This is a genomic window from Geobacillus sp. C56-T2 (genome assembly GCF_007829715.1).
Lineage (GTDB): Bacteria > Bacillota > Bacilli > Bacillales > Anoxybacillaceae > Geobacillus > Geobacillus icigianus.
Genome location: NZ_VJWB01000001.1, coordinates 2,938,274 through 2,957,334, shown reverse-complemented (window position 1 = coordinate 2,957,334; position 19,061 = coordinate 2,938,274). Strand labels below are relative to the sequence as shown.

Here is a 19,061-nt window from a genome sequence, read left to right as displayed (position 1 = left end):
AAAGCAAGATGGATGGGCAGTCGGCCAACGGAAAAGAGGGCGGACGTTGAACCGCTCCGGGGCTAGCGGCGGGGAAATTTTGCCCGTTCTTTATGGCAAATGCTCGTACAAACGGGCATTTTCGTGTAAAATATAAAAAGTGGCACCGATGTTTCGCCGGAGGAATCGCGCGCCGGAGAGGCGGAACAGTTGCGAATACTTTTCATTTGTTATAAGATTGTAATGAGAATAAATTGAGAATGAACGGCCGCTAGATGATCAAAACGGGCGGCGCTGACTTTCAAGCAGAAATTGGAGGTATGCTGCATGGCAGTGTTGACGATTCGCAATCTTCACGTGTCAGTGGAAGGAAAAGAGATTTTAAAAGGGGTAGATTTGGAAGTCAAAGGCGGGGAGATCCATGCGATCATGGGGCCGAACGGAACGGGGAAATCGACGTTAGCTTCCGCGATTATGGGTCATCCGAAATATGAGGTGACGGAGGGCACGGTGACGCTGGACGGCCAAGATGTTCTCGAGATGGAAGTCGACGAGCGGGCGCGCGCTGGTTTGTTTTTGGCGATGCAATACCCGAGTGAAATCAGCGGGGTGACGAACGCCGACTTTTTGCGGGCGGCGATCAATGCCCGTCTTGGCGAAGGCAATGAAATTTCGCTCATGAAATTCATCCGCAAGCTTGATGAAAAAATGGCCTTTCTCGACATGAATTCGGATATGGCGCACCGGTATTTGAACGAAGGGTTTTCCGGCGGGGAGAAAAAGCGGAATGAAATTTTGCAATTGATGATGCTCGAGCCGAAAATCGCGATTTTGGACGAGATTGACTCCGGGCTGGATATTGACGCGCTGAAAATTGTCGCCAAAGGCGTCAACGAGATGCGCAGCAGCGAGTTCGGCTGTTTGATCATCACCCACTATCAGCGGCTGCTGAACTATATCACTCCGGATTATGTGCACGTCATGATGCAAGGGCGCATTGTCAAATCCGGCGGTCCGGAACTGGCGCAGCGGCTGGAGGCGGAAGGATACGACTGGATCAAAAAAGAACTTGGCATCGAAGACGAAACGGTCGGGCAAGAAGCGTAAGCGTTAGGAGGAGGACTATGGCGACAGAAACGAAAATTCCATTCGATGAAACCTACATCCGCACGTTCTCAAGCGGGCGCGGCGAGCCGGAATGGCTGACGGCGCGGCGTCTCGAGGCGCTGGAACGCGCGGAGCGGCTGCCGCTGCCGAAACCGGACAAAACGAAGATCGAGAAATGGAACTTTCACGGCTTCGCCCGCCACACGGTGGAGAGCGCGGCGTACGCCAGCCTCGATGATTTGCCGGACGCCGTAAAGGCGCTCATCGAAGCAGGGGAAGAAACGAAAAACTTGTACGTGCAGCGCAACCATACGCCGGCGTATGTGTCGCTTTCTGAAGAGCTGAAAGAAAAGGGCGTCATTTTCACCGACATTTTGACGGCGGCGCGCGAGCACGGCGATTTGCTTGAGCGCTATTGGATGACCGCGGTCAAGCCGGATGAGCACCGCCTCGCCGCGCTTCATGCCGCGCTCATGAACGGCGGCGTATTCGTGTACGTTCCGAAAAACGTTGAAATTGAAACGCCGCTTCAGGCTGTTTACATTCAAGATGAAGACGACATCGCCTTGTTTAACCATGTCATCGTCGTGGCGGAAGACAACAGCCGCGTGGTGTTCGTGGAAAACTATTTGTCAGCGGACCGCAACGGTCAAGCGTCCGCCAATATTGTGGCCGAAGTGTTCGCCAACGCGAACGCCCGCGTCTTTTTCGCCGCCGTTGACCATTTGGCGAGCGGCGTGACGACGTACGTGAACCGGCGCGGCATCGCCGGGCGCGACGGGCGGATCGAATGGGCGCTCGGGCTGATGAATGACGGCAACACGGTGTCGGAAAACATCACGCGCCTCGTCGGTGACGGCTCGTTCGGCGATACGAAAACCGTTGTCGTCAGCCGCGGCGAGCAAGTACAAAACTTTACGACCAGCGTCGTTCACTACGGAAAGCATACGGAAGGGTACATTTTGAAACACGGCGTCGTCCGCGACAGCGCGACTTCAATTTTCAACGGCATCGGCAAAATCGAGCACGGCGCATCAAAATCAAGCGCCGAGCAAGAATCGCGCGTGCTCATGTTAAGCGACAAAGCGCGCGGCGATGCGAACCCGATTTTGTTGATCGATGAAGACGACGTCATGGCCGGCCACGCGGCGTCGGTCGGTCGCGTCGACCCGATTCAGTTGTATTACTTAATGAGCCGCGGCATTCCAAGACGGGAAGCGGAACGGCTGATCATCCACGGCTTTTTGGCGCCGGTCGTCGAAGCGATTCCGATTGACGGCGTGAAAAATCAATTAATTGAAGTGATTGAAAGGAAAGTTCAATCATGAACGTGAACGAAATCCGCGCGTTGTTTCCGATTTTGCATCAGAATGTCAACGGCCACCCGCTCGTCTATTTTGACAGCGCCGCGACATCGCAAAAGCCGCTGCCGGTGATTGAGGCTCTTGACCGCTACTACCGTGAGTACAACTCGAACGTTCACCGCGGCGTCCATACGCTCGGAACGAAGGCGACCGACGCGTACGAAGGGGCGCGCGAAAAAGTACGGCGTTTTCTTAACGCCCGCTCGATGCAAGAAATCATTTTCACGCGCGGGACGACATCAGCGCTCAACTTGGTCGCCTCAAGCTACGGGCGCGCCCATGTCAACGAAGGCGATGAAATCGTCATCACGTACATGGAACATCACAGCAACTTGATCCCATGGCAGCAGCTGGCGAAGCAAACGGGCGCGACGCTGAAATACATTCCGCTGCAGGAAGACGGCACGATCGATCTCAACGATGTCGAGGCCACGGTGACACCCGCTGTGAAAATCGTCGCCATCGCCCATGTGTCGAACGTGCTTGGCACGATCAATCCGATTCGCGAGATCGCCCGCATCGCCCATGAGCGCGGGGCGATCATCGTCGTCGACGCGGCGCAAAGCGCTCCGCATATGAAGATCGACGTTCAAGAACTCGATTGCGACTTTTTGGCGTTTTCCGGCCATAAAATGTGCGGACCGACCGGGATTGGCGTATTATATGGAAAAAGAGAATTATTGGAGCAAATGGAGCCGATCGAGTTTGGCGGTGAAATGATCGATTTTGTCGAACTGTACGACTCGACGTGGAAAGAGCTGCCGTGGAAGTTTGAAGGTGGGACGCCGATTATCGCCGGCGCCATCGGCCTCGGCGCGGCGATCGATTTCCTCGAGCAAGTCGGCTTGGACGCCGTCGCCGCCCATGAGCATGAACTGGCGCAATACGCGCTTGAACGAATGGCAGATCTCGAAGGCGTCACCGTCTATGGACCGAAGGAGCGGGCGGGGCTGGTGACGTTTAACATCGACGGCGTGCATCCGCACGATGTGGCGACCGTCTTGGACGCCGAAGGCATCGCCATTCGCGCCGGCCACCATTGCGCCCAGCCGCTCATGAAGTGGCTTGACGTGACGGCGACCGCCCGGGCGAGCTTCTATCTGTACAACACGAAAGAGGAAATCGACCGGTTTATCGCCGCATTACAGAAAGCGAAGGAGTACTTCAGCCATGTCTTCTAACCATCCGTTGGATCAGCTTTACCGCCAAGTCATTATGGATCATTATAAAAACCCGCGCAACCGCGGGGTGCTTGAGGGCACGAACGTCGATGTCAACATGAACAATCCGACGTGCGGCGACCGCATCCACTTGACAATGAAAGTGGAAGACGGCAAAGTCGCCGACGTCAAGTTTGAAGGGGAAGGCTGTTCGATTTCGATGTCGTCGGCGTCGATGATGACGCAAGCGATCAAAGGAAAAACGGTGGAGGAGGCGCTTCGGCTCGCCCACATTTTCTCCGACATGATCCAAGGCAAAGCGTACGACGATTCCGTTGACCTTGGCGACATCGAGGCGCTCCAAGGCGTTTCCAAATTTCCCGCCCGCATCAAATGCGCGACGTTGGCGTGGAAAGCGCTCGAAAAAGGGCTACATGGCCACGAACATGAAGGAAGGTGAACCACGATGGCGAAAAAAGCACCGGAAATCGGGGAATACAAGTACGGTTTCGTTGACAAGGACGTCTCCGTCTTCCGCGCCCAGCGCGGCCTGACGCGCGAAGTCGTCGAAGAAATTTCGCGGATGAAAAACGAGCCGCAATGGATGCTCGAATTCCGCTTAAAAGCGCTCGACATCTTCTACAGCAAGCCGATGCCGCAATGGGGCGGCGACCTGTCGAGCTTGGATTTTGACGAAATCACCTACTACGTCAAGCCGACGGAAAAATCGGGCCGTTCATGGGATGAAGTGCCGGCGGAGATCAAAGCGACGTTCGATAAGCTCGGTATTCCAGAGGCGGAACAAAAATATTTGGCCGGCGTTTCCGCCCAATACGAATCAGAAGTCGTCTACCATAACATGAAAGAGGATTTGGAAAAACTGGGCGTCATCTTTAAAGACACCGACTCGGCGCTGAAAGAAAACGAAGACTTGTTCCGTGAGTATTTCGCCAAAGTCGTGCCGCCGACCGATAACAAATTTGCCGCTTTGAACTCGGCGGTTTGGTCGGGCGGTTCGTTCATTTACGTTCCAAAAGGTGTCAAAGTCGAAACGCCGCTGCAAGCGTACTTCCGGATCAATTCGGAAAACATGGGGCAGTTTGAGCGGACGCTCATCATCGTCGATGAAGGGGCGCACGTGCATTATGTCGAAGGCTGCACCGCGCCGATTTACACGACGAATTCGCTCCATAGCGCGGTTGTGGAAATCATCGTCAAAAAAGGAGCGTACTGCCGCTACACGACGATCCAAAACTGGGCGAACAACGTCTTCAACTTGGTGACGAAGCGCGCCGTCTGCGAAGAAAACGCGACGATGGAATGGATCGACGGCAACATCGGCTCGAAGCTGACGATGAAATACCCGGCTGTCATTTTAAAAGGCGAAGGGGCGCGCGGCTTGACGCTGTCGATCGCCATCGCCGGCAAAGGGCAGCACCAAGACGCCGGGGCGAAAATGATCCACTTGGCGCCGAATACGTCATCAACGATCGTCTCGAAGTCGATCTCGAAACAAGGTGGAAAAGTCACGTACCGCGGCATCGTCCATTTCGGCCGCAAAGCGTCCGGTTCGCGCTCGAACATCGAATGCGACACGCTCATTCTTGACAACCAGTCGACATCGGATACGATTCCGTACAACGAAATTTTAAACGACAACATTTCGCTTGAGCACGAAGCGAAAGTGTCGAAAGTGTCGGAAGAGCAGCTGTTCTACTTGATGAGTCGCGGCATTTCCGAGCAGGAAGCGACAGAAATGATCGTCATGGGCTTCATCGAGCCGTTCACTCGCGAGCTGCCGATGGAATACGCCGTCGAGATGAACCGCTTGATCAAGTTTGAAATGGAAGGAAGTATCGGATAAGCTGGATAAATCAAGGGGTTGGCGCGCCGTTGCGAGCCTCGCACCCACAATGATTGACACAAACCGGAGCGGCTGGTTTCTTGCTCTTTCCGCTTATCTTCGGGGGCGCTAAGGGCGCCCCCGAATACGTTGTTTGCTGCGTTGCAGGGCACTTTCTAGAAGGTGGGTGATTTAGGGCAAAATACTGCTGATTCCATTATTTCCCTAATTGGAGAAACTTTGTAGAATCAGCTTTCTTTTCTGAATGAAAACGCCGCTGATTCATGTGTGACAGCGGTTTTTCACCGGGCTTCTAGGAGGGATTCGTGTTTTTCGTGTTGCCGTTTTGACAGGTAAAAATGGTGCCGCATCTGATTTGCCGCGAATGGATACGATAAGGGTGGGATATCGGTGAAACGGATCCTCCGTTATGTTTTGTTGTGTACCATGCTAGCTGGCTGTGATCATCAGGAGATGAGTTTACAGGCTCATCATTGGGAGGCAAAAAGGCAAGGATTTGATCAAGAAGAGATCGAGAGTCTCATCAGAGAGCCGGAAAGCCTCAATAAAGTCAACCGACAGCTCAAAAATAAGGAGGTTGCGTCTTTCTTTTGGCTGGGGATGACGAAAGAAGAGATTCGCCACATAGATGGACAGGAGATGGATTTTTTTCGTGCGAGACGCGCGGCGAATCAATGGAATGAGCCCGATGAACAAACGGTGAAGGAGATTTTTAAGAAACAGGCGGATCATCAAATGATCCAATGCCATATCGAGAAACAGAAGTTATGCACCACATCAACGATTTACACCGATCATCAAAAGAACATCATAAAATTGACCCTCTCTGTTTCCTCACTCAATCGAGAAGAGCATCGATACGCCGTCGTCTTGTCGTATGAATGGCTTATCGATCCGAAAGAAAAGGAGACGGATTTTTACGGGATTTTGACGACGGAAAATGCGGTTGTCGATTATCACCACGTTTACAGCTCCTACAAAACATATCAGGATCGCTCTCACGTCAGCATACAACATAGTAGGAAGCCGTACCAATCTTCTGTTGTAGGGTATATGATGAAAAATTCCTTGCGCAAGGAAAGCAGCCGCCACTTTGGATATGTGTATTCGGAAATCGTGCCTTCCGATCGCGCGCAAACGTATATTGATGTGGAGGGATTTTATGTCCATGCTCATCGGGCGTGGAGCGACAGCGACTTGTTTTCCTTCCAAGATGTTTATAACTGGAATGGGAAGGCTGATGCGGTGATGTTCAAGTCGCCGGTGATCCGCATCTTCATCCAACCGTGATGAAGCGGGATCGAACGGGGGAGCGTTCGCTTTTGGGCGCTCCCCTGTCTTCTGTCATGCCAGGTCGCTTTTGTTCCGCCGCGCTCCGTCTTCCTTGTTAGCGCTTTGAAATCGAACAGATTGGTGATGAACATGGTTTGCATCTGACTTCTGCTGCTTCACGAAGACGCCTTGTCGCCGCCAACGATTGGTGATGAACATGATTTACATCTGACTGATTGAAGCGATCGTGACAGCCCGGTCATTGTTTGTGGTGGGAGCGGAGCGCTTCTTTTCATTCCGCCTGAACAAAAGTAGTTCGACAATCGCTCCCGTATTTCATCCAAGAGCGGAACGTTTCTTTTCATTCGGCCTGAACTGATTGGAAATCGACCGTGCGAAACCGCGTTCCGACCGCTTCCGTTTCCCGACCGATCAAATCGGCTCGGAGGCGAGAGGGAGGAGCAGGATGAAGGTCGTCCCTTGCCCTAACTCGCTTTGGACATAGATGTCCCCGCCGTGCTCTTCGATAATTTTTTTGCAGACGGACAGCCCTAAGCCTGTCCCTTTTTGCTTTGTGGTAAAAAAAGGCTGAAACAGGCGCTCCAAGCGGTCGGGAGGGATGCCGGTGCCATTGTCGCGAATCGTGATTTGGGCGTACCGCTCGGTTGCCTGCAAGGAAAGGCGGATATGGCCGTCCGTCCGCCCGGCTTCAGCAATCGCCTCCATGCTGTTTCGGATCATGTTGAGCAACACTTGTTTGAGCTGTTTGGCGTTGGCGACGACAACGATTGGCTCATCTGGAGTGTCGCAGGTGATGGCGCAACGGTGAATCAACAAATCGCTTTGGCAAAACAGTACCACTTCTTCCATCAATGGCGCCAATGCGACCGCTTGCCGTTCCCCTTGGGTCGGTTTCGAGAGATGGAGCAAATCGTAAATGATTTGATTGGCGCGGTCAATTTCGGAAAGAACTACGTCGACGTAGCTTCCTTTGCCGATCTGGTCCAAATAAGGGCGCATTAATTGCACAAAGCCGCGGACGCTTGTCAGCGGATTGCGAATTTCATGGGCGATGCTGGCGGCAATTTTGGCCACCGTGTTGAGCTGGTCGTGGCGAAGCGACTGTTCTTGCAGATGGTGCAGCGATTTTTGCAGCTCCGATTTTTCGTGCATCAATGTATAGTTCATATGGAGCAATTCTTTTTCCACTTTTTCGATCAGCAGGCCAACGCGATGGAGGTCTTGATCTTTGTCAATGCAAAACAGATGGATGGCTTCCGGCGCGGCCGGCACGAGATAGACATCATACAAATGAATCGAGCCGTCGCCGTGCACCAAATTCAGTTCCAACGCCCGCCCCTTTCGTTCCTTTGTCCACCGCTGCAGCTTGGGGCGGCTGTGGATGTCGATCAAGTCAAAAAAGCTTTTCGTGGAAGGAAATCGCGTTTTGGCGCTGATCGACCGGTCCGTGATGAAAAAGGCGCGATCAGTCTGAAAATACGGAAATGGGAGCGCGTCAATCAGGATGTGACGGTCGTCAGAAATTTGTTGCAACATCGGTTTTTCGACTCCTCCATTCGGCCGTGATGGCCAACAAGATGCGCGGTATGTCCGACCGGCAGCTTGATGGCATGAAGGTCAGGGATGGCAACATAAAATTATAGCATAACCAAAAGACAAATTGTAGAAAAAATGGGGAATCGAACGACTTTTCGCAACAAAAAAACAGCGCCCAAGCCAAAAGGGCACCGCCGACGTTCAGCCGAAAGAAGATCGGTCGGAATGAAGCTGCTGCAACAATTGTTGGGCTTCCTGCAAGTAAAACAAGAACGCCGCTTCTTTTTCGGGAGGGGAAATGCGGCCGCGAATCGCCTGTTCAATGCGGCGGAAATTGTCCAATAAATGGTCGGTTTTCATGCCATGGTTCACTAAAATGTTGTTGAGCCAAAGGGCGTAATCGGTGAACACTTTGGCGTTTCTTAACAAATACGCCGTTTCTAAGTGCGCGAAATGGTGCTGATTGTCTTCAAAACATTTTTGTTTCCCGCGCTCCCCGTACTTTTCTAAAAGCTCGGGGTAAGCGGCATAAATCCCTTTGACAACCTCCTCGATGATCGGATAGTATTGCATGACAGAAATCATGTGGCGACCACCTTGTAGCGGGTGATCGTTGGAACGATGGAGGCGAGCTCTTGGTCAGGATAGTTTTTCTCCAATTCATGAATGCGCTTGAACTCGTCGCTCGTCACCCAGGCCAAAAACGCTTCCTTGGATTCCCATTCGATGTGCACCGTCAGTTCGCCGGGTCGCTTTTCATTTTGCAGCAGGCGAAAGGCGCGAAACCCGTCCGCCTTGTCGACGAGACGAGAACGGTTTTGATAAATGGCAATCACTTCATCAACCTTTTCGACAGGAACGGAAAAGGTGGAATGAACAATGTACATAGTTCGTGCACCTCGCTTGAAATGATCGCAGCTGGATGATCACGCTCATCCGGCAGAAAGGAATTACAGGCCGTTGGTTGCACACAGTCCCCCGTCTCCCCACTCAGCCAACAGCTGTTGCAGTGCGTCGACGTCTTTGATGATCAGAGTAGACGGAGAGCAGAGCGACGAAATGTCATACAACTGAACTGCGCGGCCTCCGACAAGGATGATGGGCCGGTGCGGCAGCTGCTCGAGCGCGTGTGTGTATGCCGGCACCCGGCTTAAATGGTAGGGCAAAGTGACGGAAAGGCCAACGACCTTCGGCTTCCACTTTTTGGCGTGCATCACCGCGTATTCGAGCGGCAAGTTGGCCCCTAATAACCGGGTGTCCCAGCCTTTTTCTTTGAAGAGCTGGGCGACGATGGTGATGCCGATGTCGTGCTGTTCGTTTTCGACGCAAAAAAACATCGCCCGTTGCACCGCGGGAAGAGGAGGAAGCCGATGCTGCTGTTCCTGCTCTAAAAAGAGCGCGTGCAATAAATATTTGCAAGTCATGGAGGCGATATGCTCGTCCGCAACGGTGATCAAGTTGTTTTCCCACATGGTGCCGATATAGCGCATCGCTTGCGTAATCAGCTCATAGGCTCGCCGCCAATGCTGTCCGCTCCCGCCCGCTATATACAGGTCAACGATTTCTTTTGCTTTGGAAAAATCGCCGTTGAGCAAAGCCATGGTCAATCGGTCCAAGGTTGTATAAGACATGGCCATCACCTAATCAAGAAAAATTGAACGCTCTCGCGCCTTCGCGGCCGCAGGGAGGCGGGGGGTTCCCGATGATCGAACCAATAGGCCGATGGACTGCCAACACCGACAGGGTGAGACCGATGCGCCAGTGACTGCCCCATCCGCTTGCGTTTTTGGCTCGTTGAACCATGGACAACCAACAAGGATCCCCTCCTTAAATAGCTGGTATATGAGTGGTTGGATGGTTTTTGCCTATTTTTCTATTATACTATAAAATGTCGAAACCCATCAAAGCACGCGTTTGCAGCGAATGGACGTTGGGTTTTTACGGCTTTCTGCCAACGGGCAGACGTTTTCATTTCAAGGCGTCCCCCTCTTATGCTATAGTTAAAATAGCTGGAAATTGAACAAACTGGTGATCAAAATGATTTACATCGGACTGACCGGCTGGGGCGATCATGACAGCCTTTATCCGCCCGGTTTGGCGGCGAAAGATAAATTGTCGGAATATGCGGCCCATTTCCCGACGGTCGAGGTCGACTCGTATTTTTACGCCATTCAGCCGCGGGCGAACGTGGAAAAATGGATTCGCGAGACGCCGCCGTCGTTTCAGTTTATCGTGAAGGCTTATCAAGGGATGACCGGACATGAGCGCGGCCCGATTCCATATGAAAGCAAGGAAGAGATGGTTGCCGCGTTTTTGGAATCGATCGCGCCGTTTCAAGAAGCGGGAAAATTGGCGATGGTGCTGTTTCAGTTTCCGCCGTGGTTTGACTGCCGGCGCGAGCATGTCGCGTACTTGCGCTCGGTGAAGGCGCGGATGGGGGAAGTGCCGGCGGCGCTTGAATTTCGCCATCAATCTTGGTTTTCGCCGCGCTTTCGCACCAAAACGCTTCGCTTTATGGAAGAGGAAGGCTGGATTCACGCGATTTGCGATGAGCCGCAGGCAGGGGAAGGGTCGGTGCCGACCGTGTTGCATCCGACTCATCGCGAAAAGACGCTGATCCGCCTGCACGGCCGCAACGTGCACGGCTGGAACAAGGCGACGGCCGGCGAGAACTGGCGAGCCGTCCGTTATTTATACCGCTACAATGAGCGCGAGCTGCGCGAATGGGCAGATCGCATTCGGGCGCTCGAGGCGAAAACGGACCACATTTATGTGCTGTTTAACAACAACTCCGGCGGCGATGCCGCCGATAATGCGAAACAGCTGATCGACCTGCTCGGTATTGAATATGCAGGCCTTGCGCCGCGGCAGCTCGATTTATTTTGAAGCGATGAGATGGGGGAGACGGGGAGATGTCTTATGCGTTGCTTGCATTGATTGGCTTTATGGCCGGAACGGTCGGCAGTTTGGCCGGCCTTGGCGGCGGGGTGATCATCGTGCCGGCGCTGTTGTTTTTCGGCGCGCTCGGCTGGCTGTCGGCGGTGACGCCGCAAGTCGCGGTCGGCACATCGCTAGTCGTCATTATTTTCAACGGGCTGTCGTCCACGTTGTCGTACATGAAAGACAAAATGGTCGATTATCGAAGCGGGCTGCTGTTTAGTCTCGGCAGCGTCCCGGGAGCGGTCGTCGGCGCTTGGGTGAACAATACGCTGAGCGTAGCGCATTTTTCGCTGTATTTTGGTCTGTTTTTGATTGCCATGTCGCTTTTTTTGGCGCTCAGCCAAAAGAAAACGAAACGCTCGGCGGCAGAAACGGCGGCGGCGAAAGAAAACGAAGGCGAACAAACGGCGGTGGAACAGGCGCAGCCGGGGCCATGGTGGCGGCGGAAAGTCGTCTGCGCGTACACCGACCGAAACGGGGAGGTTTCCGTTTATGACTACCAGCCGTTGGCGGCGATTGCCATCGCCTTTGTCGTTGGCTTTTTCGGCGGGCTGTTTGGCATTGGCGGCGGTTCGTTGATGGTGCCGGCGATGATCGTGCTGTTTCGCTTTCCGCCCCATGTGGCGGTCGCTACATCGATGTTGATGATTTTTTTGTCCTCACTCGTCGGTTCGCTGACGCATGTGACGATGGGCAATGTGCAATGGACGTTTGCCCTCGCCCTCATCCCCGGCGTATGGATCGGCGCGAAAACGGGGGCATGGATCAACAAGCGGATGCCGAGCCGAACGTTGGTGGTCGTGCTGCGCCTCGTGCTGATTGTCCTAGGGATTCGACTTGTCTGGGAAAGCCTAGCGTAGTGGAGGAGGGGGCGTTTTGAAGCAAATCGTCTATCTTTACCATACCAATGACGTGCACAGCCATTTTGAACATTGGCCGCAAATCGCCCGCTTTTTGTCAGAGCGCAGAAAGGAGCATCGCGAGCGCAACGAGGCGATGCTTTTGTTTGATGTCGGCGATTTTGTCGACCGCGTTCATCCGATCACCGAGGCGACGCGGGGCAAAGCGAACGTTGAGCTGCTCAACGAGCTTGGCTATGACGCGGTGACGATCGGCAACAATGAAGGGATCACGCTCGATTACCGCGATCTCGATACGTTGTATGAGCGGGCGCGATTTCCGGTGGTGGTGGCCAACTTGTTCCGCCGTGACGGCACGCGGCCGCCGTGGGCGCTGCCGTATGCCGTCATTTCGGCGACAGAGACGTTTCGCATCGGGGTTGTTGGCGCGACCGCTCCGTTTCGTCATTTTTACGAATCGCTCGGCTGGGCCGTTGCATCGCCGTTTGAGACGCTAAGGGCGGCGGTGGCGGAAGTGAAGCAGCGAGCGGACTGCGTCGTTGTCCTATCCCATCTCGGCGTGCACGACGATGAACAAATGGCCGCTGAGATTCCGGGCATCGATGTTGTTTTAGGCGCTCACACCCATCATCTGTTCCCGGAAGGAAAGCGAGTCAACGGCGCGCTTCTGTGCGCGGCTGGAAAATACGGACAATACGTCGGCGTCGTTAAGCTCGAGGTGGAAGACGGGCGCTTAGCGCGGACGTCGGCCGCCCTCGTCGATGTCGCGACCTTGCCGCGCTCCGAAGAGATGGAGCGCCGCCTTCGCCGCCTTGAGCGAGAAAGCTTGGCGCAGCTTGAAGCGGAACGGGTCGCCGAGCTGGAGGAAGATTTGCCGATCAACTGGTTCGCTCCGTCGCCGCTCGCCCATGTGCTGGCTTCCGCCTTGCGGGAATGGTGCCAAGCGGACATCGGCATGGTCAATTCCGGCGTGCTGCTTGAGCCGCTGTCGAAAGGGCCGGTGACAAAAAAAGATTTGCACCGCATTTGCCCCCATCCGCTCAATCCGTGCAAAGTGAAGCTGCGCGGGGCGGAGCTCAAAGAAATTATGCTGGAAGCCCATACGGAACGGATGAAGCATTTGCGGTTTAAGGGGTTTGGTTTCCGCGGTGAAGTGATGGGGGAAATGGTGTATGACGGCGTCGATCTCGAGACGGAATGGGAAGAGGATGGGGTTTGGCATATCCGCCGCGTTGCGGTTCACGGCGAACCGCTCGATCCGGAGCGGACGTACGAGGTGGCGACGACCGATATGTTTGCCATCGGCCATTTTTACCCGCAAATTCAGCGGGCGGCGGAGAAAACGTATTACATGCCTGAGTTTTTGCGCGACGTTCTCGCGTGGAAACTGGCTCAGTAGTCAGGCACTTCTCGTTCCGTCCTTCATACATTGAAGGATGGAAAGGAGAGTGACTGCGGCGATGGTGGAAGTCAAGCCGATCATTATTGACGGGCATCCGTTTATTGCGGTGTCCGTGCAGCTGCCGAAAACGAATTTGTTGGCGGTGGCGAGCGACAAAGGATATATTATGTGCGGCGCGCTAGATGTCGCGTTGTTGAACGAAAAATTGCGCGACCGCGGCATTATCGCCGGACGGGCGGTCGGGGTGCGCACGATCGAGCAGCTGCTCGCGGCGCCGCTTGAGTCGGTGACGATCGCCGCCCGCGAGCTCGGCATCGAACCGGGAATGAAAGGAAAAGACGCGCTGTTGAAAATGCGGTGAAAGAATCCCTCCTTACAAGCATACATATAGCTTGTAAAGGAGGGATTTGATGTTGTTGCGCCCCCGGTTTGGGCGGAGGGGCCCGCTCCCGTTCCGCTATGTGCTGCTATTGACCTTCGTTTTTTTTATGTTTTCGATGGCAGCCAGCCTTTGGATTGTGAATCGAAGCATCAAGCCAGTGCTGATGGAAATCGCGGAAACCGAAACGAAACGAATTGCCAATTTGGTGATTAACAATGCGATTGAACAACAGTTTCAAAAGGACAATCCCGAGTTTCAGCGGCTTGTTACGGTTCGGCAGGACGAAAGCGGCAAGATTGTGTCCGTCGACTTTGATACGGCGGTGATGAACCGCATTTTATCCGAAACGGACGATCATGTCATGGCAAGCTTGAAAGCGGCGACCGAAGGACGGATTGAGCGCCTCGTTCTTCCCGAAGTGGAGTCGGGGGCCGGCGACAGCCGCGGTATCATTTATTCGATTCCGCTTGGACAAGTGACCAACAATGCGCTGCTCGCGAATTTGGGTCCGCGCATCCCCGTGCAGTTTCAAATCGTCGGCAATGTCGATTCAGAAGTGACAAAACAAATCCACGCCTATGACATTAACAGTTTTTTTATTGAAATTGATATCCATATTGCGGTCGATATTCAAGTCATTATTCCGTTTGCGTCGAAAATCTCCACCGTCACGACCGATATGCCGATCGTCATGCGCTTTATCCCCGGAGAAGTGCCGCAGTTTTACAACAAAGGCGGGGGTCCCGTCGGCCCTTCTTTTGAACTGCCGCCGCGGTAGCCGTTCCCTGTTTGCTGGCGGCGGATGAGCGCCTAGGAGGCTGGTGAAAAATAACAAATTCGCTCGATTGGGGAGAAGTCACAAGGAATGGAATGATGACGTTGCAACGTTTTTTGGTTTGGGAAACATTGTCGGAGAGCAGTGTTTCTCCTTCAATCACCGCCCTCCTAGAAACATCGGCCAGAAACGAGAATGTTTTTGATGGAAACATGGAAATATTATACAAGTAAAATGTTGCGGCGAGCGGTGGCTGCAGCGGTTTTCCAACTTGGCCTAGAGGAAACCGCTTTTTTTCTTTTTTCGACAGAAAAGAACTAGACGAGTGGCTATAAATTTTGTAATATTATATTAAATTGAAAATAGTTTTATTATTTACATAAGGTTGCGAAAGGGGGGAGGGAGTAGAAGGAGAGATGGCTGATGTCAAGCATCCGTTGGAGGGCGCGGCAAAGGAAAGCGAGGGCGCTCTCATGACCGAACATTTTGAACAATGGGGGGAATGAAAGTGAAGAAAAAAAGAACAGCAGGGATTGTAGCTTCCTTGATGCTGACGGCGGGTCTTATGGCTGGCTGCGGCAACAACCAACAAAGCGGCGGGTCGGCCGGCGGTGGAGGCGGCGATGTCATTAAAGTCGGCGCCAACCTTGAGCTGTCCGGCGGCGTCGCTTCGTACGGCCAGTCGATCGCCGAAGGGCTGGAACTGGCATTTGATGAAATCAATAAAAAAGGAATTGACGGCAAAAAGTTAGAGCTCGTCAAAGTCGACAACAAATCGGAAGCGGCCGAAGCGACAAACGGCGCCATCAAGCTGATCAGCCAAGACAAAGTCGTGGCGATCATCGGTTCAGCGACGAGCACGAACACGCTCGCCCAAGTGCAGATCGCCAATGACAACAAAGTGCCGCTCATTACGCCGACGGGCACGAATCCGACGATCACGAACAAAGACGGCAAAGTGAACGAGTTCGTCTTCCGGACGTGCTTCATCGACCCGTTCCAAGGAACGGTGGCGGCGAAATTCGCCTTGGATGAGCTGAAAGTGAAAAACGCGGCCGTGCTGATCGACAGCTCGAGCGACTATTCAAAAGGGCTGGCCGCTTCGTTTAAAGACGCGTTCACCCAAGGCGGCGGCAAAATCGTTGCGGAAGAAGCGTATGTCGCGAAAGACACTGACTTCCGCGCGACGTTGACGCGCATTAAATCAGCGAATCCGGAATTCATTTTCCTGCCGGGCTATTATGAAGAAGTCGGCCTCATCGTCAAGCAGGCGCGCGAACTCGGCTTGAACGTACCGATCATGGGCGGCGACGGCTGGGATTCGCCGAAGCTGGTGGAGATTGCCGGCAAAGACGCGCTCAACAATACGTACATCACGAACCATTATTCGTCTGGCGACCCGGATCCGAAAATTCAAGAATTTGTAAAAGCATTCCAAGCGAAATACAACAAAGCGCCGGATGCGTTCAATGCGCTCGGCTATGACACGGCTTACTTCTTGGCCGATGCGATCAAACGGGCCGGCAGCGCCGATCCGGTGAAAATCAAAGACGCGCTGGCGAAAACGAAAGATTTGCAGCTCGTCTCCGGCACGCTGACGCTCGATGAAAACCATGATCCGGTGAAATCGGCGGCCATTTTGGAATACAAAGACGGGCAGCAGCAGTTCAAAACGAAGGTCAATCCGTAAGGAGAGGCGGCATGGACGGGGGAGGAACAGCTCCCCTGTCCGGCGCTTCTTTTGATGAATGACGAGTTTTCGTTAAGGAGCGTGCAGACATGGAACTCATTCAACAGCTCGTGAACGGCATTTCGCTCGGCAGCATTTATGCGCTCATCGCCCTCGGCTATACGATGGTGTACGGCATCGTCCGGCTCATTAATTTCGCCCATGGCGACGTCTTTATGGTTGGTTCATTCGTCGGTTTTTATGCGGTGACGATGCTTGGTGTCGGCTTCTTTCCAGCGCTGCTATTGGCGATGGCAGCCTGCGCGGTGCTTGGGATGGTGATTGAGCGGATCGCTTACAAGCCGCTGCGGAATGCGACGCGCATTGCCGTCTTGATTACGGCGATCGGCGTTTCGCTTTTCATTGAGTACGTGACGATTTATTTGCGCGGGGCGCAGCCGGAAGCGTATCCGAGCACGCTGCTCCCGGACCGGAATTTGGAGTTGTTTGGGGTTGTCATCAGCAGCCAGTCGCTGTTCATCCTCGGCACGTCCCTCGTTTTGATGATCCTTCTTCAATTTATCGTCCACCGGACAAAAATCGGGAAAGCGATGCGCGCTGTGTCCCATGATGCGGAAGCGGCTCGGTTGATGGGAATCAACGTTGACAACACGATTTCGGCCACGTTCGCCATCGGCTCGGCGCTCGCGGGGGCGGCCGGCGTCATTTTTGGCATTTATTATACAAAAATCGAGCCGTTGATGGGCATTCTTCCTGGTTTGAAAGCGTTTGTCGCCGCTGTGTTGGGCGGAATCGGCATCATTCCGGGGGCGATGGTCGGCGGGCTGTTGCTTGGCGTCATTGAATCGCTCGTGAGCGGGCTTGGCTATTCGCTCTGGCGCGACGGGGTGGCGTTTGTCATTTTGATTCTCATCCTGATTTTCCGGCCGGCCGGATTGTTTGGCAAGAACGTACGAGAAAAAGTGTAAAGGATGGTAGGGACAATGGCAACTTGGAAGCGGACGCGTGGATTTTGGGGTTCCGTCATACTGGCCTTCGCCTTTTTCGCGGTTGTTGAGTGGCTGATTGCCAGCGGAATGTTAAATATCTTTTATGTCAATACCCTCTTTTTCATGGCGATCAATGTCATGTTGGCCGCGAGCCTTCACTTGATCATCGGCATCACCGGGCAGTTTTCGATCGGACATGCCGGCTTTTTCGCCGTCGGCGCCTATGCCTCCGCGATTATGACGATGAAGCTGCAGCTGCCGTTTGCGGTCGGCGTTTTGACCGCCGGGGTGGCGGCGATGCTTGCTGGCCTGATCATCGGCGTGCCGAGCTTGCGCTTAAAAGGGGACTACTTGGCGATCGCCACGCTCGGGTTTGGCGAAATTGTCCGCATTGCTTTGCTTAACATCGATTACGTTGGCGGGGCGAGCGGCATGACGGTGACGCACATGACGACATGGCCGTGGGTGTTTGCCTGCCTGTTGGTGACGCTTTTGGTGATTGCCAACTTCACAAACTCGACGCACGGACGGGCGTGCATTTCGATTCGCGAGGATGAAATCGCCGCCGATGCCATGGGGATCAACACGACGTATTACAAAGTGGCAGCGTTTGTGATCGGCGCGTTTTTCGCCGGCATCGCCGGAGCGTTGTATGCGCACCATTTTTACATCATCCAGCCGTCGAACTTCGGTTTTTTAAAGTCGTTTGACATTTTGATTTTCGTCGTTTTAGGCGGCCTCGGCAGTTTGTCCGGCTCGGTCATCGCCGCCGTGTTGCTGACGATCGTTTCGACGTTCTTGCAAAACTATCCGGAAACGCGGATGATCATTTACAGCCTCGTGCTGATTTTCGTCATGCTGTACCGCCCAACCGGGCTGATGGGGACGAAAGAGCTGTCTTCGCTTTGGAAATGGCGGAAGACGGAAGGGGGAGTGAACCATGGCGGCAAAAACACCGTTGCTTAAAGCGGAAAACGTCGGCATCCAGTTTGGCGGGCTGAAGGCGCTCTCCGGCGTGACGATGGAGCTGCATCAAGGGGAGCTCATCGGGCTCATCGGCCCGAACGGCGCGGGAAAAACGACGCTGTTTAACTTGCTGACGGGCGTGTATGTGCCGACGGAAGGGCGGATTGTGCTGGACGGCGAGACGTTGAACGGCTTGCCGCCGTACAAAATTACGCGCAAAGGGATCAGCCGCACGTTTCAAAACATTCGCCTATTTGGCGAGCTGTCGGTTTTGGACAACGTGAAAGTCGCTTACCATGCGCACGCCCGCCATTCGATGCTGAGCTCCATTTTCCGTCTCCCCTCCCATTTTCGCGGCGAACAGGAAATGGAAGAGAAGGCGATCGAGTTCTTGAACATTTTCCAGCTTGATGGCGTCAAGCATGAGAAGGCAAAAAACTTGCCGTACGGGCAGCAGCGGCGGCTTGAGATCGCCCGGGCGCTGGCGGCGCAGCCGAAGGTGCTTTTGCTTGACGAGCCGGCCGCCGGCATGAACCCGCAAGAGACGAAAGAATTGATGAAGCTGATCGCGTTCATTCGCGAACGGTTTGCGTTGACGATTTTGTTGATTGAGCATGACATGTCGCTTGTGATGGGCATATGCGAGCGCATTTACGTGTTGGATCACGGCCAGCTGATCGCCGAAGGCACGCCGGAACAAGTGCGCAGCAACCCGAAAGTGATCGAGGCTTACCTTGGCGAGGAGGTGTCGTGA

The 19,061-nt window shown here is 53.9% G+C and carries 19 protein-coding genes; 15 read left to right on the top strand and 4 right to left on the bottom strand.

Annotated elements, in window-relative coordinates; all coding sequences use genetic code 11:
- The first annotated feature begins 306 nt into the window (after positions 1-306).
- From sufC to GC56T2_RS14700, 6 genes are all read left to right on the top strand, one after another.
- Complete coding sequence (gene sufC, locus GC56T2_RS14725; RefSeq protein ID WP_144976204.1) at positions 307-1,086, top strand: Fe-S cluster assembly ATPase SufC; 780 nt, start codon at positions 307-309, stop codon at positions 1,084-1,086.
- A gap of 17 nt (positions 1,087-1,103) precedes the next feature.
- Positions 1,104-2,414: a Fe-S cluster assembly protein SufD gene (gene sufD / locus GC56T2_RS14720; RefSeq protein WP_144976202.1), complete on the top strand. Its 1,311-nt coding sequence runs from the start codon at positions 1,104-1,106 to the stop codon at positions 2,412-2,414.
- Positions 2,411-3,631 (top strand): cysteine desulfurase, encoded by a 1,221-nt coding sequence (locus GC56T2_RS14715; protein ID WP_144976200.1) that lies wholly within the window; start codon positions 2,411-2,413, stop codon positions 3,629-3,631. Before sufD ends, GC56T2_RS14715 begins: the two co-directional genes overlap by 4 nt.
- Entirely contained in the window at positions 3,621-4,070 is a 450-nt protein-coding gene (sufU, locus tag GC56T2_RS14710) for a Fe-S cluster assembly sulfur transfer protein SufU (RefSeq protein ID WP_144976197.1), read from the top strand. Before GC56T2_RS14715 ends, sufU begins: the two co-directional genes overlap by 11 nt.
- Before the next feature lie 6 nt (positions 4,071-4,076).
- Positions 4,077-5,474 carry a Fe-S cluster assembly protein SufB gene (sufB, locus tag GC56T2_RS14705; RefSeq protein ID WP_144976195.1) on the top strand — a complete coding sequence of 466 codons (1,398 nt, stop codon included), beginning with the start codon at positions 4,077-4,079 and terminating at the stop codon, positions 5,472-5,474.
- Between the two features lie 639 nt (positions 5,475-6,113).
- The gene (locus GC56T2_RS14700; protein ID WP_255516103.1) at positions 6,114-6,764 is read left to right on the top strand and encodes a hypothetical protein; all 651 of its coding nucleotides are present in this window, start codon (positions 6,114-6,116) and stop codon (positions 6,762-6,764) included.
- A gap of 414 nt (positions 6,765-7,178) precedes the next feature.
- Here GC56T2_RS14700 and GC56T2_RS14695 read toward each other — a convergent pair whose 3' ends face one another.
- The 4 genes from GC56T2_RS14695 to GC56T2_RS14680 all read right to left on the bottom strand — a co-directional run bounded on the left by GC56T2_RS14695 (position 7,179) and on the right by GC56T2_RS14680 (position 9,934).
- Positions 7,179-8,303 carry a two-component system sensor histidine kinase NtrB gene (locus GC56T2_RS14695; protein WP_144976191.1) on the bottom strand — a complete coding sequence of 375 codons (1,125 nt, stop codon included), beginning with the start codon at positions 8,301-8,303 and terminating at the stop codon, positions 7,179-7,181.
- 201 nt (positions 8,304-8,504) lie between these two features.
- Positions 8,505-8,888, bottom strand: a complete 384-nt coding sequence (locus GC56T2_RS14690) for a hypothetical protein (protein ID WP_144976189.1) — start codon at positions 8,886-8,888, stop codon at positions 8,505-8,507.
- Positions 8,885-9,190, bottom strand: a complete 306-nt coding sequence (locus GC56T2_RS14685) for an antibiotic biosynthesis monooxygenase family protein (protein WP_144976186.1) — start codon at positions 9,188-9,190, stop codon at positions 8,885-8,887. The genes GC56T2_RS14690 and GC56T2_RS14685 overlap by 4 nt, the downstream gene beginning before the upstream one ends.
- A gap of 63 nt (positions 9,191-9,253) precedes the next feature.
- Positions 9,254-9,934 carry a cobalamin B12-binding domain-containing protein gene (locus GC56T2_RS14680; protein ID WP_172706234.1) on the bottom strand — a complete coding sequence of 227 codons (681 nt, stop codon included), beginning with the start codon at positions 9,932-9,934 and terminating at the stop codon, positions 9,254-9,256.
- A 406-nt stretch (positions 9,935-10,340) separates the two neighbouring features.
- Between GC56T2_RS14680 and GC56T2_RS14675 the strand changes: the two genes are divergently transcribed.
- From GC56T2_RS14675 to GC56T2_RS14635, 9 genes are all read left to right on the top strand, one after another.
- Complete coding sequence (locus tag GC56T2_RS14675) at positions 10,341-11,189, top strand: DUF72 domain-containing protein (protein ID WP_144976182.1); 849 nt, start codon at positions 10,341-10,343, stop codon at positions 11,187-11,189.
- Positions 11,190-11,215: 26 nt separating this feature from the next.
- A complete protein-coding gene (locus GC56T2_RS14670) occupies positions 11,216-12,103 on the top strand; it encodes a sulfite exporter TauE/SafE family protein (protein WP_144976179.1) in 888 nt (295 codons plus the stop codon).
- Between the two features lie 16 nt (positions 12,104-12,119).
- Positions 12,120-13,502, top strand: coding sequence for a bifunctional metallophosphatase/5'-nucleotidase (locus GC56T2_RS14665; protein WP_144976177.1), 1,383 nt, complete (start codon positions 12,120-12,122; stop codon positions 13,500-13,502).
- A 61-nt stretch (positions 13,503-13,563) separates the two neighbouring features.
- Positions 13,564-13,866 carry a YunC family protein gene (locus tag GC56T2_RS14660; protein ID WP_144977400.1) on the top strand — a complete coding sequence of 101 codons (303 nt, stop codon included), beginning with the start codon at positions 13,564-13,566 and terminating at the stop codon, positions 13,864-13,866.
- Positions 13,867-13,918: 52 nt separating this feature from the next.
- Positions 13,919-14,665 (top strand): sporulation protein YunB, encoded by a 747-nt coding sequence (gene yunB / locus GC56T2_RS14655; RefSeq protein WP_144977397.1) that lies wholly within the window; start codon positions 13,919-13,921, stop codon positions 14,663-14,665.
- Positions 14,666-15,170: 505 nt separating this feature from the next.
- Positions 15,171-16,352, top strand: coding sequence for an ABC transporter substrate-binding protein (locus GC56T2_RS14650; RefSeq protein WP_144976175.1), 1,182 nt, complete (start codon positions 15,171-15,173; stop codon positions 16,350-16,352).
- Between the two features lie 89 nt (positions 16,353-16,441).
- Positions 16,442-17,320 (top strand): branched-chain amino acid ABC transporter permease, encoded by an 879-nt coding sequence (locus GC56T2_RS14645; protein ID WP_144976173.1) that lies wholly within the window; start codon positions 16,442-16,444, stop codon positions 17,318-17,320.
- A gap of 15 nt (positions 17,321-17,335) precedes the next feature.
- Positions 17,336-18,307, top strand: a complete 972-nt coding sequence (locus tag GC56T2_RS14640) for a branched-chain amino acid ABC transporter permease (protein WP_033018761.1) — start codon at positions 17,336-17,338, stop codon at positions 18,305-18,307.
- The gene (locus tag GC56T2_RS14635) at positions 18,282-19,061 is read left to right on the top strand and encodes an ABC transporter ATP-binding protein (RefSeq protein WP_144976171.1); all 780 of its coding nucleotides are present in this window, start codon (positions 18,282-18,284) and stop codon (positions 19,059-19,061) included. Before GC56T2_RS14640 ends, GC56T2_RS14635 begins: the two co-directional genes overlap by 26 nt.